We start from the raw sequence: 20,315 nt of genomic DNA, 5'->3' as shown, positions 1-20,315 counted from the left end.
GGTTGCCATAGACTTAAATTAGTTTAACTCCCCAAGCAGACATAATGAGCCAAACCAAAGAACCTGTTAAATAACACAACATAACTATTAACAAGAAAACTGACGGGAGCAACATCAAGTATTGCATATTGCTAAAACTTTTAAAATTTTTAACATTAAAAACGGTTGCAGTAGCCGACAAACATGTTACAAGAAAAATAAATTCAAACTTAAAAAAATTCACTGAAAAATTCACTTGACCTGCTTTAACAAAATTAGAAAAATTGATGGTGCTGTCCATGGCGTGCTGTGGTTTAAAGAGGGACGCACAAAGTCCTTTTGGATCGGCAGCGGCGTAATGCAAAAAGATGAGTGTTACACAAACAGCCCCCACAACGCTTAAGAGCAACATCACAAAGGCTTTGATGGAAGGGTTACACTCCTTTTGATCAAAGAAAAAATTTGTGAGTACCACGGCTAGTCCGCCAATGCATAGCTGAAGTAAAGTAAAAGAAAAGAGAACTACAACAAGAAAAATAATAGGACTATCGTCAAAAACTTCTATCAAATATGATGATTTTATGACTGTGATTAAACACGCCACCATCCCTATAAAGAGCCACTTTATTTTTGTTTCTCGATCCATTTGATTCACTTGAACGATCACTTTTTTAAACACACTCACTCCTTTGGTATTTTTAAATTCTCTTGCCCCCAACCCCGCCTTTTGCTAAAGTCTTACTCTCACTCATAGGTGTAGGTAACATTGCCTAAATGGGTTTGAATTTCCACAGAGAGGATTTTGTAGGGCAAGCAACTCACCCCAATCATATACCCCTGAGAGTATTTTAAAACATACCCCCGTCTATTCCCTCTAGCTGGTCTGCCATCTGCCATAACCTCATTCCAGTCATTGCAAGAATTGCCCTCATTGATGATGATTCCCTCTAAACGCACGGGGTCTCTATTTTTAGAAGTGATTTCAATCAAAGTCCCCAGCCCCTCCCCAAAGAGATCAACCTCTTTTTTTTGAATATCAAAATTGAGTTTGTAGGCAACATGTTTAGGGGCTAGGGCTTTAAGATTGTTGCAACCTACTTGATTCCCCAAATCACAGGCTTTTTTATAATACCGCCGTGCGGCTTCTGTGTCCTGCCCCACACCCTCGCCCTTTGAATACATCACCCCCAAATTGTTATAAGCCCAAGCATCCCCCATATCCGCCGCTTTTTGGAAGTATTGCAAGGCTTTAGAGTAATCTTTTTCAACGCCCTCGCCATTGAGATACATATTCCCCAAATTATAATAAGCCGTAGCATCCCCCATATCCGCCGCTTTTTGGAAGTATTGCAAGGCTTTAGAGTAATCTTTTTCAACGCCCTCGCCATTGAGATACATATTCCCCAAATTGTAATAAGCCGTAGCATCCCCCATATCCGCCGCTTTTTGGAAGTATTGCAAGGCTTTGGATATATCTTTGACAACTCCATGACCATAGTTATACATATACCCCATCCCATTATACCCCCGAGCATCCCCCATGTCTATGAGCTTTTTCCAATAGGCAATGGATTTGCTATAGTCTTTGCTGTCATTGTAAGACTTTGCCAGTTTATAGTATTCATCTGCTTGGCTGTTGGCATAACAAACCCCTAAAGCCACTGCCCACAACAAGACCACTTGCCACACACGCTTTTTAACAAACACGAACATTTTCACTCCTTGTCAAGTTTCTTTAACTTTCTTTGCTGGGGTTGTCCGTGTGCCACACTACTTCCCTATGTAGTGAAAGACAACAAGCAGTGTAACCACAAAAACCCCTATGGCAATGGGCGACTTTAAAAAGTTTTCAAAAGTCTTCCCCACAGCTGTAAAAAGCTCTATAATGATCCCAATTGCAAGAATGCCAAACACGGCAATAATCACAATCAACACAATGCCCGCAGTGCTCATCTTAAGCCTTTCCACACATCCAAAAATTTAACCCCATGCTTTCCTCCAAACCTTCAATCCTATTTGCCCTCGTATTTGCTCACTTTGTCTAAGTCAGCTGAGGGGACCAACACCTCATAAAACACCCGCTCATGCTCTTCTTGATCCTTTTGACTCTTGATAAAATCAATGGCATCTTGGGTGAGTAATTTAGAGCTATTGAGCACGACAATGTTTTTAAAGAAACATCGCTTGTATTGCCCATAGTCATCTCTCAACAAATGGCTTTTATAGCTGCGGCAATCCTCTAAAAACTTTTCTAAACGCTCGCGATCGACTTTGTGTGTGCCCTCTGGATTCTAGTTGATGCACTGCACCAAAACAATTTGTTTGTCTTTTCTCAAAACCAAATGAATCCTCGTGAAGGCTAAAATCTCGCCTTCGCGCGCCTTGCTTGCGCTATAGTCTTTGACGCTAAACCCCTCGCCCGCATAGTGCGCCTTAACAGCCGTTTTGTATTTTTTTGCATAATCTGTGTCCATTTCAACGCCTTTCTTGTGTTCTATGATTTTAAAATCCACCCGCAAATCTTGGGCGTGATCCTTGATAAATTGCCACGCCTCTGTTTCTAGCACAGGGCTAGAGAGCACCAAAAGTCTTTGGCAATTTTTGCTTCGATACTGGGTTTTCTCTAGGGCATCGCAACTTGTCAAAAACGATTTGACATAGTCCAAACCAACACGATAACCCGTTTCTAAATTCCAGTCTTTGCACTGGATCAAAAGCACCTCATCGCCCTTCGTCAAAATGAGATCGATTTTTTGATCGTTCTTGCCTAAATCGCGGTGAAAAATGGGGTCATAGCCATCTTTGGCATATTCTTTAGCGATAAACTCTTCGTATGTGCTGCCTTTTTGCATGTTTTTAGTTCCTTGATTGTCTCTTTCATCAAAATACCCATGGGGTTTTTCGCAACTAAACTTTGCCAAATCATTGAGCGCATGCTCTGCGTGCGCGTCTTGAGGGTTGTTTTCAATGCATGGGGGTTTGTCCTCCTTTGTCGTTTCTATCAAGGCGCTTTTGTTGCGCTCAACTCTATCGCTTGGGGTATGCTTTGTGCGGGCGTTTTGGGGGGTTTCTTGTGTAGGCTTGGGGCTTTGTGGGCTAGGTGTGGGGGCTGTGTTTTTAAATGGTACTGTTTATTCAAAAAGATAAAGACAACGCCTAAAACGCCTCCTGCAAGGATGAGCCAAATCATAGGCACACCCTAAGGGCTGGAAAATAAATAGGGGGGCATTGGTTAAAAGTTTTAGCACAAGGGTTTAGTCTATTGTATGGCTGTGTGTGGGGGGGGGGGGGGGGGTGAAAAAGGCAAAGGCTTTAAAAAGCATACAAAGTCCTAGAGTCAATTTTAAAAGCCATGGTGCTAAAAAACAAAGGCATGTTTTAGCACATTTTTGAAAAAGGGTTAGCCCTTTTACCGATCCTTTGAGTTCGGCCCTGAATCCCTTAAGCCAACCGCCTTAGCCAGCCCTCAAACTAGACCCTAGCATTTTGCCATCCACCCCACTTTTTTAAGGCTGACAACCCTTAATCTTAACCCCCTTTTTTGCCTAAATCCCCTATAATGCCCCCTTTTATCACCAAAGAGGAACGCATGCCTAGCCAAGAAGAAACCATAGAAGATCAGACAAAAAGAGAGCTAGAAAATCTCAAGATCCCCTACTTCGCCAAAACCGCCCCCATCAACGAAGAAACCCAAAGGGCGTTAGAACAAGCCCCTTCAAAGAGCGGGGGGAGTGGCAAGAATTACCCCGATCTCAAATTGTTTTTAAACACGCCCAGCGCGCGCCATTTGCCCGTGATGATCGAGGTTAAGGGGCTTAAGGGGCGTTTAGCCAAGTTTGGCAAGGATCACAGCCCAGATTTAAGCACCAACGCCATTAAAAATTACGCCCTCAATGGGGCGTTGCACTACGCCAATGCGATCTTAGACTACAGCCACAGCTACAACGAGGCGATCGCCATAGGGATCAATGGCTATGAGAATGAAGGCAAGATTTACAAAGAATACGCCCTTTACTACCTACACACCAAGCACCTAGCCGTGCCCCAAAAGATCGGGGAATTTCACGATTTGGGGATTTTGGCGGATTTAGAAAAGTTAGAAAAAACCTTAAATGAACTCACTTTAAGCGAGGAAGAACGCAACAAGGCGATTGAGGACTTAGAGAGCGAAACAGAAAAGCAACTCAAAGACCTTGATCAATTCTTATTTGAAAGAGTCGAGGGGCTTAACCCTAATAACCGTGTGGCTTTGTTTGTGGGTATGATCATGGCGGCAACAGGGGTTGCTGATGTGATAGAGCCCCTAAGAGTAGAGGATTTAAAGGGCACACAAGACGATGAGGTCAATGACGGGACAATTTTTTTAGGTAGGATTAAAGCTTTCTTAAAGAGCAAGAAATTACCCAAAACCAAGATAGGCCTTGTGATGAACGAATTGGAGCGTGCCTTTCTCCACTCCAATCTGTGGTCGTTTCAAAAATACAGGGGAGGTTACAGCAGTGCAGAAAGTCCGCTTAAAAAAACTTATGGGTGGCTTTTAGAACACATTTTTCCCTTAGTGAAAAAGCTCGGCAGTGCAGACATTGCGGGCAGACTTTTTAATTGTCTGACTCGGTGGTTAAAAGTGCAAAATGACGATTATAACGATGTCGTTTTAACCCCCCGTGAGGTGGTGGATTTAATGGTGGAACTCGCCCAAGTCAATCAAGATTCTTACGTGTGGGATCACGCTGCAGGCTCTGGGGGGTTTTTGATCTCTAGCATGAATAAAATGATTAATGATTGCAAGGAAAAAATCACCAACCCCAAAGAGAGAGAGGAAAAGATCGCCCACATTAAAGCCTACCAACTTTTAGGCATTGAAAAAAGACCGGATATCTACTTGCTGGGCGTGCTGAACATGCTTTTATTTGGCGATGGGAGTGCGAATTTTTTACGCAAAGACAGCCTTAAGGAATTTGAGGGGTTTTACGAACAAGGGGAGGGCAAAGAGAATGAACGCTTCCCTGCCAATGTGTTTTTACTCAACCCCCCTTACAGCGTTGAGGGCAAGGGTTTTATTTTTGTAGAGCGGGCGTTGGAAAAAATGTCTAGTGGGCGCGCGGTGGTGATCATCCAAGAAAATGCCGGAAGTGGCAATGGCGACATTTACACCAAAAAGATTTTAGAGCACAGCAGCCTAGTGGCGAGCATTAAAATGCCCCTAGATTTGTTCGTGGGTAAATCTAGCGTGCAAACGGCGATCTATGTTTTTGAGGTAGGAGTGCCCCACGACCCAAATAAAAATGTCAAATTCATAGACTTTAGCAACGATGGCTACACCCGCGCAGCGCGCAAAAAGGCAAGGGCGCACACGAATTTACGCGACACCGACCACGCTAGAGAACGCTACGCCGAGTTGGTCGCTTTGGTTTTAGGTAAGAAGCGAGAAACGGACTTTTATAAAGATTGCTACATAGAGGACACGATCAACACTGAGGGCAAGGACTGGACCTACGCCCAACACCAAAAGATCGACACCACGCCTAGGTTGGGCGATTTTAGCGGGAGTGTGGCGGAGTTTCTCGCCTATGAAGTGTCCTTAGTGCTCAAAGGCACAGAGGGAAAGCCCTTAACCCACGCCTAGCAAGCTGGCAAGCCTTGCAAGCTTTAAAGTGGCGTGGGGTGCCATTAGGGGAGATTTTTGAGGTGCGTTCTAGCCGCAAGATTTTCCATGCCAACACCTTAGACATTGAGGAAAACCCTAAAGAGGGTTTTTACCCCTATGTGGTGCGGAGCAGCCGCAACAACGGCATTAGGGGGTTTATCAAGCAGGATACCGCCTTTTTAAACCCGTGCAACACTCTAAGTTTTGCAATGGACACCTTTAGCGTGTTTTACCAAGCACGCCCCTATTTTACGGGCAATAAAATTAAAGTTTTATTGCCAAAATTTACGTCTTTTCAAAGGACGCATGCCCTTTTTATCATGGCTTGTTGCCAAAAGGCGTTTGAAACCTTGAGTTGGGGGACTAACTCAACAGAGGACGACATTAGACAATTTCGTATTTCTTTGCCCCATCAGCCCACCGGCAAAATCGCTTTTGAAGCGATGGAAGCTTTTATAAGGGAACTTCAAGCATATCTTAAAGTTACAAATTTAGAAAACACCGCCCTAACCCCTTTAGAACAAGAGGCGTTAGATTTATTTAGCGGGTATTTGACTGGGGGGGGCGAAATGTAGCTTTGCCTTTAAGCTAATTTGGAGGGAGTTTAAGGTGGGGATTTGTTTAAAATCCAAAGCAACCCCCAACTCAATAAAGACAGCTTCATCTTTGTAGAACCCCCCGCTTTTTTTCAAAGTAAGCAGAATACTTACCCTACAGATAAGCCTAGTGCTTACTCTTACTTCACTCGCATTTGCATGAATAATGGCATTGCGGGGTGGGTGGCGTATTTGGACGCAGAACACAAGATTAAGGGCAATTCTCTAGCAGTAGGGATGATAGGCATGCAATTTTTCTATATGAAGCAGGATTTTTACGCCGGGCAATTCACCAAAACCTTACACCCCAAATTCGAGGGCTTTAATCGGCGTGTTGCGCTGTTTATGGCAACTTGCCTTAACAAGTTTCAAAGGATTTTACAAGGCGTTTTTAGTGCGTGATTTTGTCAAAACCCTAAGTAGCCTTAAAATCTCTCTCCCCGCCTATGAAGACGGCACAATTGCCTACGATCTTATGGAAAACTTTATGAAAGCCTTGGAGAAACAGCACATTGAGAGAGTGAAAGCCTTGTGGGCTCAAAAGTTAAACGCTTATGGCAAAGCTTTAAGCACGCCTTAGTGTGCCTTTTAAGCCAACCCCTAAGGCTAGCTTTTAGTATTTAAACACATACATCAACTCTTCAAAGAGCTTATTTTGGGCGAAAAACATGGTTTCTAAGAGATTGTCTAGCTCGCTGTCGATCCTTAAGAGCCGTCCGCCCTCTTTGGCTTTGAAATAGTGGGGTTTATTATGAAGATAGTTTGACATTTGGGTGTAGCGGTTGAGTAAAAGCTGGGTGTTGTTGTCTAACAACAGTTGCTTTTCTTTGGGAAGGCTCACATTGAGACAATAATCGTAAAGGCGGTAACTGCACGTGTCGAGCATGTCTATGGATTGTAATCCCCTTAAGAGAGCGTCTAGGGTGTTGGTGTCCGAGGTCTCCGCCCTTGCGCTCTTTAAGCATAGTCTAAAGGCATCTAATTGTTTTAAAAAGGTGTTTTGGGTGCTTAGGGCGTGGGTCTTGTGCTGGCTCGCGTCTTCAAGCAAGCAGCGCAAAGTGGCGACCAAGTGGCGCATGTGCTGGATGAATTCGTCCTTATCGTATTTGGGCCACACGAACAAGAACACCACATAGACAATCCCAATCCCCAAAGCCAAATCCGCCACTCTAAAGGCGACCATATCCACGAAGTCCTGCCTAAGCAAAGAAAAGCACAGCACGAAGGCAAACATGAGCGCAGCCGACCATATCGCGTAAGAATACACCCTAAGATAGATGAATAAAAACACGCCCAACACCAAAAAGCCGTCAAACACCACGCTTTTGGAAAAGAGCCACACCACAAGCAAGCCCAAAGCTAGCCCCACCGCCGAGCCTAGCACCAACTCCACTTGCACTTCTTTGGTGCTGCCTAAACTAAAGCGCGAAACTAAAAGGGTTGCCATGGCGATCCACATGCCGTGGTTAAAGCCAAAATAACGGGCAATAAAAACAGAAATCCCCATGGCCAAAGCGTATTTGGAGGCGTACTGAAAAATGGGGTTTTTCGTGTTTAAGGCATCCACGATGTGCTTTAAAGAGGGTTTATGTATAGGGTCTGTTTGCTTGGGTTGCTTCTCCCCGCCCAGGATAAAGATTTGCATTTTATTGTAAATAATGGCAATGGAGTGCTGCAAGACTTTATCAAGCTCTGGGCTTAGGGCATTGAGGGCTTGCTTTTGGATTTGCAGGTCTTGCTTGGTGAAAATGTTGGATAGAATTTGTAGGTTTGTGCGGATCTCTTGGCGCACCGCATCCAAAGAGCTTAACTCCCCATAGATGGAATGGATGGAGTGGTAAATCTCTTCTAGGGCGTGTAGTTGAAATAGGGCGCGTTGCAGGTTACGCACAGCAAGGGGGTCTTTAATGCGCCCCGAGCGGGAGGTTAAAATAATTTTTGTGTTGTGGATTTGGGCCAACACTTGGGTTTTAATGTGGGTGTAGTCGGCGGGGCTGTCGATGTATTGCAGCATTAAATCCATGCTTGAGAGCAAGGTGGAAAAGCGTTTTTTGATGAAGTAGCTGTATTTAGACACCAAAACAAAAGATTGGATGAGGACACTTAAAGTGCCGAGCATTAAAATCATCAACAAGGTTTGTTGTAGGTCTATGGAGGCGTGTGCATCCACATACAGACAGGTTACAAGCCCATTAGACAAGGCGGCGTTGCAGACCTTATGCAGGTCTAGGCTGTAGGCGGTGGACATCCCAACCAAAAAGGTCATAATAGAGATGGGCACGCACAGCCACACCCCAAAATGCGCCATCGGATAGAATAAGAGCACATTGACACAGCTGATGGCGATAAACACGATAAAGTAATAGATTTCGTGTTCCTTGTCGCTAATCACTAGACTTAGGGCGTAGATAAAGACGGTTTGAAAGCCTGCCCAAATCACAATCGCATGTCCAAAGAGAAGCACCCCTAGCCCCGCACAAAGGAAGGTGGTTAGGGTGGTCTTTAGGGCAAAAATGAGGCTGAAGTAGCCCGGGTCGTAGAGGTGAACCGTCCGTTTGAGCTGGGCTAAGAGGGGCATTTAGTGGATGGTGGGCTGTATGCTCTTGTTATCTGCAAGATTTTGCGCCTTCACTTGGGCTAAAAAGTCTAGTAGCTTGCTAGCGGCTTGGCTGTAAGCTTGGCTGATGACAGATTTAGGGCTTGCCACGCTAATAGGCATGCCGCTATCCCCCCCTTCTCTCACTTGCACTTCTAGGGGGATTTGCGCCAAAATTTGGGTTTTATACTGCTTGGCTAGAGAGGCTAAGGTGTCCTTGCCAAAAATGTGGCTCTCGTGCGCACAATTAGGGCAAATGAACCCACTCATGTTCTCTACAATCCCGGCAATGGGGATTTGTAGGCGTGAGAACATGTCTAGGCTGCGGCTGGCATCATCAAGGCTCACGGTTTGGGGCGTGGTGACGGTAATACCGGCACTAATAGGCACGGCCTGAGCGAGGGTGAGCTGGGCATCGCCTGTGCCTGGGGGCATATCCACCACTAAAATATCTAGCTCACCCCAAATGATATCGGTAAGCATCTGCTCGATGGCGCGCATGAGCATCGGCCCGCGCCAAATCAAACTCTGTCCCTCTTCATACAAGAGCCCCATACTCATCACTCTAACCCCAAAGGCTTCTAGTGGGATGAGCTTTTTACCGCTAGGATCGGTGGTGGGGTTGGTTTGCATAAGCCCTAGCATTCTAGGCACATTAGGGCCATAGACATCCGCGTCTAAAAGTCCGACTTTTTGTTTTAAGCCCGCCAAAGCGATGGCTAAATTCACGCTGGTGGTGCTCTTGCCCACGCCCCCCTTGCCCGAGCTTATCATCACCACATGTTTAATGTTAGGGGCTAGGTTTTTTGTGGCTTGTTCGGCTTGTTGCGCCCTGTCCCTTTTGGCGGGGGTTTTAATGTCGATGTGGCAAGTTAATCCTAACTCTTGCATTTTGCTTGTAATTTCTGTCTTTAGTGTGTCTGCCACCTGTGGGGAACTTGAGGGGATGTCTAGCAAAAGGGCTAATTTATTCTCGTGTAAAGTGATGTTTTTCACAAAACCAAAACTCACAATATCCTTTTCAAAATTGGGGTAAATGACCTTTTTTAAGACATCTAGCACCGCATCTTGTGTAACCATTTCTATCCTTAAAATAAGATTCGTATAAAAGCCACTTATACCTAGTTTTTCTTAATTTTGCCACAACACGGCAATGGCTAGTGCTTGACTAGGGCTTTTGTAGGGGTGAGGTATTGGTTTTTCACCAACATTTGCACGACCTGTCTAAAAATGGGGGCGGCCGTCTGTGCGGCGTAATATTCCGTGCTGCCCAAAGACCCAAAAACCACCACCCCGATGACAAAGGTGTTTTCCTTGTCCTTGGCAAAGCCAAAGAATGAGCTATTGTAGGCATCGGTGTACTTGCCCTTTTTCACAGCGCGTGCCGTGCCCGTCTTGCCCCCGATGACAAGGCCTGCCACCTGTGCGCTTTTGCCCGTGCCCTTAGTCACAACTTTGACCAACAAATCCTGCATTTCTTGTGCGCTCTTGGGAGCGATGACCTGCTTGTTTGGGGGGTATTGTGTGGCGTACATCTCCCCATTGGGGTATTGTATCACCCTTTGTACCAAGTGGGGGGTGGCAAGCTTGCCCCCATTGATAAAGACCCCATAGGCTCTCAAGAGCTGTAAAAAGGTCGCCCGCATTCCATAGCCATAGGATACTGTGCCCTTATAAACATCGCCGTTAAGTTTTTTGACATCGGGCAACAAGCCCGTTTTTTCATAGGGCAAGTCAATGCCCGACTTTTGGGCAAACCCGAAGTCCCTTAGCCCCGTGTAAAGCTCTTGCCCACTTAGGCGTTTGGAGAGTTTAATCATCCCTATGTTGCTGGAGCGGATGAGGACATCTTCTATGGTGGTGTGCTTGGTGGGGATAAAGTCGTCTCGGACGATGTATTTGCCGAGTTTATAAAAGCCATGCCCTAGGTTAATGGGTTGGCTGGGGTCAATGCGCTTTTTATCCACAAGCAAGCTGTAGACAATGGGTTTAATCGTGCTGCCCGGCTCAAAAGACAGCTCGATAGCATCCACATTGAGGGAGGGGTAGTCGCGCTTTTGGATGTTGTTGGGGTTAAAGCGGTTGGTGGTGGCTAAACTCAAAATCTCGCCATTTTGGGGCAAATACACCCCCGCGATGATTTGGTGCGCGCCGTAGTGGGCTTTGGCTGTGTCTAGGATTTTCTCTAGCTCTCTTTGGATTTTTAAAGGGATGCTAAGAACAATGTCTGAGCCATCGATTCTAGGGACATTTTTAAAACTGCGGTCTTCAATGAGATTAAAGCCCAAATCCCGCCTACCTGTCATCTGTCCATCGTTTTTGGGGGTTAAAATGGCGTTTTTGGACTCTTCAATGCCCTTCACACCCCTAATGGAAGTGATTTTACCCGTATCTACCTTTTGGATGTAGCCCACAAGGGGTTCAAAATTGTCCTTGTAAAGGTAGTTGCGGGCAATCCCGCTCACTTCAATATTAAGGCCGATTTTGGGCATGACCTTTTTATTCGTGTCTTCATACTCTTTAAAGACATTGTAGGCGAGGAATTTGGCGTTTAATTGTCTTAAGCTCGCGGCGGTGTTGGCGTTGATGTTGTAAGAAAGCGTCACAAACCCGCTTTGGTTGAACTTATCGATGATGACGCTTTTAGGGATATTTGTGTAAATGGAGAGCAGGTCTATAAAAAATTGCCTTTTATTGGGGTTGATGGATAGGGTGTTGAAACTCACTTTAAAGAGTTTTTGGCTGTTGGCAAGGCTAAAGCCGTCTTGGCTGTAAATTTGCCCCCTTGTGGCGATGTCGGTCTTGGTCACCACGAGGGCGGGCATTTTGCGGGGCAACACAGCTTTAAAAAACATCACCACCAAAAACAACATAAAACACCCCCCCACGACAATGAAAATCATCATCAGACGCTCGGTGCGTCTAGGGTCGCTATCGGGTCTGTCGGGATTTTGCGGGGGGGTAGCTAAAGGGTGATCCACACGCCCCCCTAAACTAGAGCACTGTTACAGAGAAACTAGGAGAGAAACCAAACACAAGCCTAAAAACCTTAGATTTGTGTCCTTAACAATTCCTTGTAGGCGCTGATCGCCTTGTTGCGGACTTCCAGCATGAGCTTCATGCTCGTTTCTGCCTTACCGATGGCGATGGCAGCTTGGTGTAGGTCTTTGATCTGCCCTGTCGCCATGTCGGCTAAAGCGCGGTCGGACTCCATTTGGGTGTTGTTGAGTTCATCGATCGAATGCTTGAGCATCTGAGAGAACTCCCCCTTCTCCATTAGATTCTCATGCGATTTTGAATCTAAAGGAGTGCTTGTTTTATTTAACCCTATATCAGTGTATAAAGTCTTCATACTGACTCCTTGCATCGTATTCACCTATATCGCCTCTTTTAGATAATCTTTTAGTCTTAGTCTAAAGAAACAACCCTTTCTTTTGTAATCTTTTTATGCTTGTAACATGCTAATAGCGTTTGCCGCCATATTCTTTGTGCTTTGAAACGCCGCTACATTGGCTTGGTACGCCCTTGTGGCTTCGATCAAATCCGCCATTTCTACAACAGGGTTGACATTAGGGTAGGACACATACCCATTTGCGTCTGCATCGGGGTGGGTAGGGTCGTATTTCAACAGCGGGGCTTTGTCATCTCGAACGATTTTATCCACATACACGCCCATGATAGGGGGTTGGGTTTTTCAATGTCATCGCTCTCATCTAAAGGATCTTCATAACCCATTAGATTGTTGTCTTCGGCTAATTTTTCGTTTAAAATCTTGTTGAAGTCAAAGGACTTAAACACCGCCTCTTGGCGGCGGTAAGGCCCACCTTCATCCGTGCGGGTGGTGTTGGCGTTGGCAATGTTGGAAGAAATGAGATTGGCGCGCACTCTTTGGGCGGACAACCCATAACCGCTGATGTCAAAACTTGATAAAAACATGCACGCTCCTTAAATGTTTTTCGCCGCGTCTATGGCGTAATTGACGATGCCTCTATGCTTTTTCAAGGCGGTGGTTAGGGCAAGGTACATCGTGGAGTTTTTCCCCATTTCGGAGGTTTCAATGTCTAAATCCACGCTGTTGCCATCGTTTTTCGCCAAATGCCCATCCCTAAAAAAGATTGTCGCCTTTTTGCTCTCATCCAAATTAGGCTCTAAATGTCTAGAGTCCGTAACCGCCAGCTCCAAAACCTTGTCCTCTTTGTGGTCAAAAACCTCGGCCTTTTTTTGGGCCAACACCGATTCAAAGTCCACATCCTTCGGGCGGTAAAAGGGGGTATCCACATTTGCCACATTGCTGGCGATCAAGTCCTGCCGCAAAGAGCGGTAGTCCATCGCCTTGTACACGAGCGGATACGCTTTTGACAAATCCATGCTTGCCCCTTTCGCTTGCGCCTCACGAGATACATGGCTTTAAGCAACGAGTATTCCAAAACACCCAGCCCACAAGCCCAAAATCGCAAGTGTCGCGCTTGATAAATAGGCTATAATTATAGCACATTTATAAACACTTTGGGCGGTCTTCATGGCGTATCGGTATCTCTTTACCTTGTCTAGTTTTTTAATGATTTTTAGTGTGCTCTTAAGCTACTCCCTCTCCACCTACACCACACTCATCTACCATTACAGTGAGTTCCATTTCTTTGTCCGTCAGCTAGCCGCCGCCCTTGTGGGGATTTTTCTCATGTGGGGGCTGTCGTGGCTTGATCCTGACAAATGGTTTAGCAAAATCGGCTTTACCATCTTGTTAGGCTCTTTGTTTTTAATCCTCATCATGGGCTTTTTGCCCGAGAGCATGTCTAGCAGTGCGGGAGGGGCAAAACGATGGATTCGCCTGCCCTTTTTCTCCCTAGCCCCCACCGAATTTTTTAAAGTCGGCTTTGTGTTCTTCCTTTCGTGGAGCTTGTCAAGGACCTTCTTTAACAAGGAAAAGTCGGGCGTGCGCGAGGAGCTGGCTATCCTCATCCCCTATCTAGTCGTGTTTTTGGCAGTAGCGTTTTTAATCGGGGTCTTGCAAAACGACCTAGGGCAGGTGATTTTACTTGCCATTGTGCTGGGCTTCTTGCTCATCTTTTCAGGCGGGAGTTTTAAGCTCTTTCGCATTTTCTTAAGCATTGCGATTGTCATCGGGGTCGTGGCCATCAGCACCAGTGCTCACCGCATTTTGCGCATGAAACTTTGGTGGGCAAACATCCAAAGCTCGATTCTCTCCATTTTGCCCTCTAAACTTGCCAGCAGTTTAAAAATCGAGCATCTGCCCGAGCCTTACCAAATCTACCACGCCGGCAACGCCATCAAACATGGCGGGATACTCGGGCAGGGCTTGGGCGATGGCTTAGTCAAGCTTGGATTTTTAAGTGAAGTACACACCGACATGGTCTTGGCAGGGCTGGCTGAAGAATTGGGCTTTGTGGCGGTGGCGGTGTGTGTGGGGGTCATCTTAATCATCCTGCATGCCCTATTTAAAATCACCAACCGCCTAGACAATCCCAAGCACATGCTTTTTTGCCTAGGCGTGGCACTACTCATCGCCTTTTCTTTTATCATCAACGCCTTTGGGGTGAGTGGGATCATCCCCATTAAGGGCATCGCCGTGCCCTTTTTAAGCTATGGGGGCAGCTCGCTTTTAGCCAACTCTGTGGCCTTAGGGCTAGTGCTTAGCCTCTCTAAACAGGCGCATTAAGGCTTTGTAAAAACTCCGCATACACGCTAGGCTCTTCAAACGCCCCGAGCCGACAGCTGGTTTTTAACACGCTCTCTTGCTTTTGCACCCCTTGCATGGCGACACATAAATGCCTAGCCACGCAAAACACCCCCACCCCCCTAGGCTCTAAACACTCTTGCAGGCTTGTGGCGATCTGTGTGCTTAACCTTTCTTGGATTTGCAGCCGCCTAGAAAAGCACTCCACAAGGCGCACAATCGCCCCTAAGCCTACAATCTTTGCCCCCGGCAAATACCCCACGCTCATCCGCCCAAAAAAGGGCAATAAATGGTGTTCGCACACGCTGTAAAACTCTATATTTTGCAGCACCACAAGCCCGCTTGAGGGTGCACACAACGCCCCGCTTAAAATCTCTTTGGGGTCTTGCTTGTAACCTGCTACCAAATCCGCCCATAAGGCTTTCACCCGCTTTGGCGTGTGGACTAGCCCTTCTCTCTTGGGGTCTTCGCCCACGCTTAAAAACAACTCTTCTAAACACTTTTTAAACATCGGGGTTAAACAACTCTTGACGGGCGATCTCTTCTAAAAAGATTGTGGCGTAGGCCCCTTTGGGCAGGAAAAACTTTAATTGTCCTTGCGCCTCTTGGGACAGATACAAAAAATCCACTTCTTTAGGGTACACCAACGCAAACCGCCGATCTCCACTGGAATGGATTTCTTGTTTAAAAGGCTCTTCAAACGCCTTAGCCAAATCCTTAGCTTCTAGGACTTTATCGCCGGGGAGTAACCCCGTTGCCACAAGGCTTTGTGCTTGCAATCTCTTTAAATTCGTGTCTAAATCTTGAGTGCTGTGGTGAAAATACTTGCCAAAGGGGTAATGGCACAGCACATCGCCTTCTAAGAGTTTAAAATCTTGGGGCTGGGCTTTGAGGGCTTTGGCTTGCTCTAGGCTGATTTGAGGGTATTCTCTCACAATTTCAAGGGGGCTAAAGTTGTTGACAAAGGCGTTTAAACGCGCCCTACCACTTAACCACTGGTTGAAACAAAAACTTTGCTGGCTGGAGAGCAAAAACTTATCTAACTTCTTTTTGCCCGTGTGGGCTTGTTTAAAATTATCCCCCCTACGTCCAAAGCGTTGGGCCCCAAAGTAATTCAAAAACCCCTTTTCTTGCAAAATTCCTAACACTTCGGCGATTTTTTGGGCACTTAGGGGGGTGAGTTTTTTTAGGCGCATGGCAAAGTGGTTGCCCTTTAAGTGTCCTAAGCGGATTTTATGCGTGTGGGTCGTGGTGTCTAGGATTTTCACGCCTTGTTCGTAGAGAGTTTGGGCGTGTTGGGATAGGGCTTTTTCATAGGCTTTAGGCATGGAAATGTATTGAAAGGTGAGGGCGTTCTTATCCTTAAGCCCGGCGTAGCCAAAAACAGACATTTTACAGCCCAGCACTTGCGAGAGCAGGCCTAGCATCTCCCAAGTCGTTTTGTCTTTTTTACGCACATGCACAATCAAATGCTCCCCACTTTGGCTAAAGGGGTAAAGAGGCTCTTCTTGCACCAAAAAATCGCGGGCGCACTTTTTAAAGTAAAACTCAATGGGCGCATGGTTTGCGCTGAAAAAGCGGGGGAGTTGGTTTTCATTTTGCATGCGGGCATTATACACCATAATTTTGGAGCATTTTTTGCTTATTAGGGTTGAAATCGATTGAAAGGGTCTTGTCATGGAAGTTAAAGACATCAAAAACAATCCGTCCTTATATGCGTTGTTAGGCTCTGCTAGTCTAGGGCAGGCAACAGCCCCCAAGCCCCCAAGCCCCCACAGAGAGCAAGCCTGAAGCGGTGGTGGAAATCTCTAAAACAGAGACCGCCCCCAATGGGCTTAAACGAGAAACTTACGGCTTTTTAGTTTTAGAGTTGATGAGCGATAACGAGTACGATGCGTTTTTGCGCGCCACGGCCGGCATGAATGAAAATGAAAAACGCCTAGCCGCCCAGTCTCTTTATAGCCTCACAAGCTTTTATGGCGGGCAAATCCAAGAAGATAAACAGGCGCGAGAAAAAATAGATGGCCTGAAGGCCCTGCAAGAAATGCAAGCCAAACGCGCCTTTGGGATCAACAACGACTTTGTGCAACGCTACAAAAACGCCTATAACCAAATCTACCAAACGATGGATTTGCACCTTTAAAACAAAGTTTAAGCAAAGTTTTTCTAAAATGGGCGTTTTTCGTGTCAAGGTAGCTCAGCCGGTTAGAGCGCTGGTCTCATAAGCCGGAGGTCGGGGGTTCAAGTCCCCCCTTTGACACCATCTCCTCTCAACTTTCTTATACATAAATAAATAGATAGAATACATCACGAGGTTTTTATGGCGCAGATTTTACTACTCAATGGGGCTAAAGCATTTGGGCATTCAAACGGGCGTTTAAACACCACTTTACACAACCACGCCGTGCAGATTTTACAAGATTTGGGGCATGGCATAGTGCAAACGCACATCGATCAGGGCTATAACGTTGAAGAGGAAATTGAAAAAATTTTAAACGCCGATACGCTTATTTGGCAAATGCCCGGGTGGTGGATGGGCGCGCCGTGGGTGGTGAAAAAATACATGGATGAGGTCTTCACCACAGGGCATGGCAAGCTATACAAAAACGATGGGCGCAGCCACACCGCCCCTACCAAAAATTATGGCAAGGGTGGGCTCTTGCAGGGCAAAAAATACATGTTTTCACTCACTTGGAACGCCCCCATTGAGGCTTTTACCGACAAAGAGGAATTTTTTGGGGGCGTGGGCGTGGATGGCGTGTACTTGCACCTACACAAAGCCCACGAATTTTTAGGCATGCAAGCCCTGCCGACCTTCATTTGCAACGATGTCATCAAAAACCCTCAAATCCCCCATTACATACAAGCCTACACCGCCCATTTACAAAGGGTTTTCACCGCCCTTTAAGCTGGGCTTTAAGCCGCTCTTTTTATAATCGCCCTTTATTTTTTATAGGCGTGATAGGAGCGCACATGTTTATCCAAAATTTAAACCCTAAACAGCAAAAGGTGTTTTTATACTTAGCTAGAAAGGTCATTGAGGCCGATGGAGTCTTGCACGAATTACAACTGGGTGCGCTGGATATGTTAAAAATGCAGTGTAAGCCGGGCATTAGCGAAAAGGAAGTTCCCCTAAATACTTTAGGCAAAATCTTTGACACCAATTACACCAAGCACGCCACACTTTTAGAGTTGGTGTCTGTGGCATTGGCAGACAGTAGGTGGCATGAAAACGAGCGCGACACCATTTACACCTACGCCAAAGAAATGGGTGTGTCTACTGAAAAAGTCGAGCAGCTCAAGGAGTGGGTGTTGAAAAACTTTAGGCTCTATGAAGAAGCCTTAGAACTCCTAGCTTAGGGGGCGGCATGGCAGACAAACCCCAAATGCCTAAAATCCCCAAGGCCGCCGCGGGCTTTGCCATTGGTGGGTTTTTAGGCTCTATGATCCCCGTTGTGGGGACGATTGTCGGGGCGGGCGTGGGCGCAGCCATCGGGGGGGTGTTGAGCCTTAGAGAGAAAGAGCACAAAAACACCGACCAATAAGCCCCCTAAGCGCACATTTGCCTATGGTTTTCTAAAACAAGTTACAGTAGCCCCCTTACAATCCTAGTTAAAGGACATGCATGCAAACACAAACCTTGACCCCCGAAACCATGAACAGTTTTTTACACCGCCGTTTTGCGTGTAAACGCTTTGACCCCAACGCCCCCCTGTCTAAAGAGATTTTAGAGCAAATCCTAGAAGCCGCTCGCCCTGCCCCAAGCTCTTATAACACCCAACCTTGGGAGTTTGTCGTGTTGCAAGGCACCATGAAAGACAAGCTGCTGCCCTATGTTTACTTCAACACCGAGCTTGTCAAAAGTTGCACCGCTTTGGTGGTCGTGGGCTACATGCACTCTAGTGAGCTCAACCCCGCCTACTTGAGTCAATTTTACAGCAAAGAATATCAAGAGAGGGTGGCTAGTGGGGTGCAGGTCTTGTTGAAAGAACGGCTCAAAAACGATCAAACCCTGATTGAAGCCTACATGAAAGAGCAGTGCTACATTGCGGTGGGGCAGATGACTTTAACCGCCACTTTAATGGGCGTGGATTCGTGCATCATCGGGGGCTTTGAGGCGCAAAAGGTGCAGAGTGTGCTAAACGCCTACTTCAACCCCCCCAACATTGCCTGTTTGGTGGCACTAGGCAAGGCGGCCATGCCCACAACCGCCAAAGCCCGCAAAGAAAAGGGAAGTGCCGTTAGGTTTTTGTGAGTTTTACGTCTTAGGGAGATTGTGTGGAAGTCGTGCAGAATGAAAGAGAGTTGCAAAAAGCGTTGGAGGGCGATCTTGAAGACATCGGCGTGCAGGGGCGGCTTGTCGCTAAAATCGCCCCCCTGGTGAGTGCCAACGACGCTTCGTGGTACGTCGCTATGGTCGCCATCACCACCGCTTTTATTGAGTCCACAGAGGCGACTGGCATGGATGCGGCCATCCCGCAGCGCATCATGGCGACGGAGGATGCAGCGGGAGCAGTGGATATTTTAGGCGCAGAGGCAACCTACACCGCCATCTCTATGGCTGTGGCGGCAGGGAGCGTGGAGGTCTTGGAGCATTTGCGCGCCTACCGCCTAGAAAAATACGGGGAAAACAAGGCAGTGTTGGTTAAGAGGTAGCCAACAAGTAGAAGTTTTTCTGCTCGAATACCTTAGAATAAATCTCCACTTCAAGCACCTCCCCCACGAGGGCATTTAGGTCTTGTACGATAAAAATCGCCTGCACGCTCTCAACCCCTGCGATTTTCTCCCTTAAATACAACTCTTGCTCGTAGGTGAGCTTCAAGTCTTTTAAGGGAGTTTGTGGGGTGTTTAACAAAAGGGCAATGCTGGCAGTGTCTATAAACAAACTATCGTCTTTAGAGCTAAAGCCTAGGGTGATAGAGGTTTGGGGCGCACACACGCCTAGCCTAGCACAGAGCATTTCTTCAGCTAGGGTGGGCTTTAGGGGGGTGGTGGCGGTTTGCAAATCCTTGATTTTCACCTTTTTGGGGTTGGAGTGGGTAAGAATATGGCTAGGGATGGTGCGCTGATTGGTGCTAAGCCGCCCCCTTAAGAGCAAATAGGTTTGCAGGTTTTGTTGCAAGAGGTGGTAGTTTTGCGCTTTAGACTCCAACTCTTGGCGCTCTTGAAACAATTCTAGGCGGCGGGCGACACTGGCCGGGTGCATTTGGCGGCTTAGGGGGCTGATGAGTTCTATGCATGGCTTGTCTTGCGTTTGGTGTTGCTTTTCAAGAGCGAAGATACAGCCGCAATAATTCTGCCGATACAGCTTGTCTTTTTTGGCGAGTGCATTTTGCTTTTCCACTCCCCCACAAGCGCGCACATTTGTGTAGATGAACTCTAGGCCATATTTTTGTGCTATGGCTTGCCCCTGCTCTTTGAGCACCGCCTGCTCTTTCATGGGGCTTGAAAGCAAGGTCGTGCTGAATTGTTTGAGCCCCAACATCAACGCCATTTGTGCGCTCACCTCAAGGCGCGCATCAAAGCACACGCTGCACCTTTTGCCCTTCTCTTCCTCTTGCTCTAGCCCCCTAACGGCCTGCATCCACGACTCTAAGGTGTAATCGCCCTCAAGCAAGGGGATTTTTAACGCCATACATGAGCGTTTGACATCCAACAAGCGCAGGTCGTATTCTTCTTTGGGGTGTATGTTGGGGTTGTAAAAAAAGCCTGTAAGGGGGGTGTTAGGGTAAAGCTTTGTTAACTCTTGTAAAAAATAATGGCTATCCACAGAACAACAAATATGCACTAGCATGCGCACTC

Annotated in this window: 22 protein-coding genes, 1 tRNA gene and 3 pseudogenes; 12 read left to right on the top strand and 14 right to left on the bottom strand. The window is 46.7% G+C overall.

Annotated elements, in window-relative coordinates:
* Positions 1–13: 13 nt before the first annotated feature.
* The 5 genes from QUE23_RS00505 to QUE23_RS00485 all read right to left on the bottom strand — a co-directional run bounded on the left by QUE23_RS00505 (position 14) and on the right by QUE23_RS00485 (position 2,984).
* Complete coding sequence (locus QUE23_RS00505; RefSeq protein ID WP_286348780.1) at positions 14–658, bottom strand: hypothetical protein; 645 nt, start codon at positions 656–658, stop codon at positions 14–16.
* Positions 659–723: 65 nt separating this feature from the next.
* Positions 724–1,692: a tetratricopeptide repeat protein gene (locus tag QUE23_RS00500; RefSeq protein WP_286348779.1), complete on the bottom strand. Its 969-nt coding sequence runs from the start codon at positions 1,690–1,692 to the stop codon at positions 724–726.
* A 57-nt stretch (positions 1,693–1,749) separates the two neighbouring features.
* The gene (locus QUE23_RS00495) at positions 1,750–1,932 is read right to left on the bottom strand and encodes a hypothetical protein (protein ID WP_286348778.1); all 183 of its coding nucleotides are present in this window, start codon (positions 1,930–1,932) and stop codon (positions 1,750–1,752) included.
* Positions 1,933–1,991: 59 nt separating this feature from the next.
* Entirely contained in the window at positions 1,992–2,189 is a 198-nt protein-coding gene (locus QUE23_RS00490; RefSeq protein WP_286348777.1) for a hypothetical protein, read from the bottom strand.
* An 81-nt stretch (positions 2,190–2,270) separates the two neighbouring features.
* The gene (locus QUE23_RS00485; RefSeq protein ID WP_286348776.1) at positions 2,271–2,984 is read right to left on the bottom strand and encodes a restriction endonuclease; all 714 of its coding nucleotides are present in this window, start codon (positions 2,982–2,984) and stop codon (positions 2,271–2,273) included.
* A gap of 584 nt (positions 2,985–3,568) precedes the next feature.
* Between QUE23_RS00485 and QUE23_RS00480 the strand changes: the two genes are divergently transcribed.
* The 4 genes from QUE23_RS00480 to QUE23_RS00465 are packed head-to-tail and all read left to right on the top strand — an operon-like array spanning position 3,569 to position 6,802.
* Positions 3,569–5,605, top strand: a complete 2,037-nt coding sequence (locus QUE23_RS00480; protein ID WP_286348775.1) for an HsdM family class I SAM-dependent methyltransferase — start codon at positions 3,569–3,571, stop codon at positions 5,603–5,605.
* 38 nt (positions 5,606–5,643) lie between these two features.
* Positions 5,644–6,201 (top strand): restriction endonuclease subunit S, encoded by a 558-nt coding sequence (locus QUE23_RS00475; protein ID WP_286348774.1) that lies wholly within the window; start codon positions 5,644–5,646, stop codon positions 6,199–6,201.
* Between the two features lie 42 nt (positions 6,202–6,243).
* Positions 6,244–6,624, top strand: a complete 381-nt coding sequence (locus QUE23_RS00470; RefSeq protein WP_286348773.1) for a restriction endonuclease subunit S — start codon at positions 6,244–6,246, stop codon at positions 6,622–6,624.
* Positions 6,617–6,802, top strand: a complete 186-nt coding sequence (locus QUE23_RS00465) for a hypothetical protein (RefSeq protein WP_286348772.1) — start codon at positions 6,617–6,619, stop codon at positions 6,800–6,802. Before QUE23_RS00470 ends, QUE23_RS00465 begins: the two co-directional genes overlap by 8 nt.
* A 33-nt stretch (positions 6,803–6,835) precedes the next feature.
* Here the strand turns inward: QUE23_RS00465 and QUE23_RS00460 are convergent, their stop codons facing one another.
* The 6 genes and pseudogenes from QUE23_RS00460 to flgB all read right to left on the bottom strand — a co-directional run bounded on the left by QUE23_RS00460 (position 6,836) and on the right by flgB (position 13,186).
* Entirely contained in the window at positions 6,836–8,800 is a 1,965-nt protein-coding gene (locus QUE23_RS00460; RefSeq protein WP_286348771.1) for an FUSC family protein, read from the bottom strand.
* A pseudogene (locus QUE23_RS00455) lies at positions 8,801–9,962 on the bottom strand (Mrp/NBP35 family ATP-binding protein).
* Between the two features lie 13 nt (positions 9,963–9,975).
* Positions 9,976–11,799 carry a peptidoglycan D,D-transpeptidase FtsI family protein gene (locus tag QUE23_RS00450; protein ID WP_286348770.1) on the bottom strand — a complete coding sequence of 608 codons (1,824 nt, stop codon included), beginning with the start codon at positions 11,797–11,799 and terminating at the stop codon, positions 9,976–9,978.
* A gap of 68 nt (positions 11,800–11,867) precedes the next feature.
* Positions 11,868–12,170: a flagellar hook-basal body complex protein FliE gene (fliE, locus tag QUE23_RS00445; RefSeq protein ID WP_015107557.1), complete on the bottom strand. Its 303-nt coding sequence runs from the start codon at positions 12,168–12,170 to the stop codon at positions 11,868–11,870.
* 93 nt (positions 12,171–12,263) lie between these two features.
* Positions 12,264–12,754 (bottom strand): annotated as a pseudogene (gene flgC / locus QUE23_RS00440) (flagellar basal body rod protein FlgC).
* A gap of 9 nt (positions 12,755–12,763) precedes the next feature.
* Positions 12,764–13,186: a flagellar basal body rod protein FlgB gene (gene flgB / locus QUE23_RS00435; RefSeq protein ID WP_286348769.1), complete on the bottom strand. Its 423-nt coding sequence runs from the start codon at positions 13,184–13,186 to the stop codon at positions 12,764–12,766.
* 151 nt (positions 13,187–13,337) lie between these two features.
* Between flgB and QUE23_RS00430 the strand changes: the two genes are divergently transcribed.
* Entirely contained in the window at positions 13,338–14,495 is a 1,158-nt protein-coding gene (locus QUE23_RS00430) for an FtsW/RodA/SpoVE family cell cycle protein (protein ID WP_286348768.1), read from the top strand.
* Here the strand turns inward: QUE23_RS00430 and folE are convergent.
* Both folE and truD read right to left on the bottom strand, forming a co-directional pair.
* Positions 14,479–15,024 (bottom strand): GTP cyclohydrolase I FolE, encoded by a 546-nt coding sequence (folE, locus tag QUE23_RS00425; RefSeq protein WP_286348767.1) that lies wholly within the window; start codon positions 15,022–15,024, stop codon positions 14,479–14,481. The genes QUE23_RS00430 and folE overlap by 17 nt on opposite strands.
* Positions 15,017–16,135 (bottom strand): tRNA pseudouridine(13) synthase TruD, encoded by a 1,119-nt coding sequence (gene truD, locus QUE23_RS00420; RefSeq protein WP_286348766.1) that lies wholly within the window; start codon positions 16,133–16,135, stop codon positions 15,017–15,019. The genes folE and truD overlap by 8 nt, the downstream gene beginning before the upstream one ends.
* 55 nt (positions 16,136–16,190) lie before the next feature.
* Between truD and QUE23_RS00415 the strand changes: the two are divergent.
* The 7 genes and pseudogenes from QUE23_RS00415 (at position 16,191) to QUE23_RS00385 (ending at position 19,169) form a co-directional block, all read left to right on the top strand.
* A pseudogene (locus QUE23_RS00415) lies at positions 16,191–16,656 on the top strand (HP1233 family protein).
* 43 nt (positions 16,657–16,699) lie between these two features.
* Positions 16,700–16,776: transfer RNA gene (locus tag QUE23_RS00410), tRNA-Met, on the top strand.
* A 57-nt stretch (positions 16,777–16,833) separates the two neighbouring features.
* Entirely contained in the window at positions 16,834–17,421 is a 588-nt protein-coding gene (locus tag QUE23_RS00405) for an NAD(P)H-dependent oxidoreductase (protein ID WP_286348765.1), read from the top strand.
* Positions 17,422–17,486: 65 nt separating this feature from the next.
* A complete protein-coding gene (locus QUE23_RS00400) occupies positions 17,487–17,873 on the top strand; it encodes a tellurite resistance TerB family protein (protein ID WP_286348764.1) in 387 nt (128 codons plus the stop codon).
* Between the two features lie 8 nt (positions 17,874–17,881).
* On the top strand, positions 17,882–18,058 hold the full coding sequence (locus QUE23_RS00395) for a glycine zipper domain-containing protein (protein WP_156241273.1): 177 nt from the start codon (positions 17,882–17,884) through the stop codon (positions 18,056–18,058).
* 80 nt (positions 18,059–18,138) lie between these two features.
* Positions 18,139–18,768, top strand: a complete 630-nt coding sequence (locus QUE23_RS00390; RefSeq protein ID WP_286348763.1) for an NAD(P)H-dependent oxidoreductase — start codon at positions 18,139–18,141, stop codon at positions 18,766–18,768.
* A gap of 23 nt (positions 18,769–18,791) precedes the next feature.
* Positions 18,792–19,169, top strand: a complete 378-nt coding sequence (locus QUE23_RS00385) for a hypothetical protein (RefSeq protein ID WP_053827298.1) — start codon at positions 18,792–18,794, stop codon at positions 19,167–19,169.
* Here QUE23_RS00385 and QUE23_RS00380 read toward each other — a convergent pair.
* A complete protein-coding gene (locus QUE23_RS00380; RefSeq protein ID WP_286348762.1) occupies positions 19,159–20,307 on the bottom strand; it encodes an epoxyqueuosine reductase QueH in 1,149 nt (382 codons plus the stop codon). The genes QUE23_RS00385 and QUE23_RS00380 overlap by 11 nt on opposite strands.
* Positions 20,308–20,315 lie beyond the last annotated feature (8 nt).

Source organism: Helicobacter felistomachi, assembly GCF_030296895.1.
GTDB classification, from domain to species: Bacteria; Campylobacterota; Campylobacteria; order Campylobacterales; family Helicobacteraceae; genus Helicobacter; species Helicobacter felistomachi.
This window is presented reverse-complemented; position numbering and strand designations above follow the sequence as displayed.

Bases quoted from the DNA above. Each gene is read 5' to 3' on its own strand.
- QUE23_RS00500 (WP_286348779.1), bottom strand. From the start codon at position 1,692: ATGTTCGTGTTTGTTAAAAAGCGTGTGTGGCAAGTGGTCTTGTTGTGG.
- QUE23_RS00495 (WP_286348778.1), bottom strand. From the start codon at position 1,932: ATGAGCACTGCGGGCATTGTGTTGATTGTGATTATTGCCGTGTTTGGC.
- QUE23_RS00480 (WP_286348775.1), top strand. From the start codon at position 3,569: ATGCCTAGCCAAGAAGAAACCATAGAAGATCAGACAAAAAGAGAGCTA.
- QUE23_RS00460 (WP_286348771.1), bottom strand. From the start codon at position 8,800: ATGCCCCTCTTAGCCCAGCTCAAACGGACGGTTCACCTCTACGACCCG.
- fliE (WP_015107557.1), bottom strand. From the start codon at position 12,170: ATGAAGACTTTATACACTGATATAGGGTTAAATAAAACAAGCACTCCT.
- flgB (WP_286348769.1), bottom strand. From the start codon at position 13,186: ATGGATTTGTCAAAAGCGTATCCGCTCGTGTACAAGGCGATGGACTAC.
- QUE23_RS00430 (WP_286348768.1), top strand. From the start codon at position 13,338: ATGGCGTATCGGTATCTCTTTACCTTGTCTAGTTTTTTAATGATTTTT.
- folE (WP_286348767.1), bottom strand. From the start codon at position 15,024: ATGTTTAAAAAGTGTTTAGAAGAGTTGTTTTTAAGCGTGGGCGAAGAC.
- truD (WP_286348766.1), bottom strand. From the start codon at position 16,135: ATGGTGTATAATGCCCGCATGCAAAATGAAAACCAACTCCCCCGCTTT.
- QUE23_RS00405 (WP_286348765.1), top strand. From the start codon at position 16,834: ATGGCGCAGATTTTACTACTCAATGGGGCTAAAGCATTTGGGCATTCA.
- QUE23_RS00400 (WP_286348764.1), top strand. From the start codon at position 17,487: ATGTTTATCCAAAATTTAAACCCTAAACAGCAAAAGGTGTTTTTATAC.
- QUE23_RS00395 (WP_156241273.1), top strand. From the start codon at position 17,882: ATGGCAGACAAACCCCAAATGCCTAAAATCCCCAAGGCCGCCGCGGGC.
- QUE23_RS00390 (WP_286348763.1), top strand. From the start codon at position 18,139: ATGCAAACACAAACCTTGACCCCCGAAACCATGAACAGTTTTTTACAC.
- QUE23_RS00380 (WP_286348762.1), bottom strand. From the start codon at position 20,307: ATGCTAGTGCATATTTGTTGTTCTGTGGATAGCCATTATTTTTTACAA.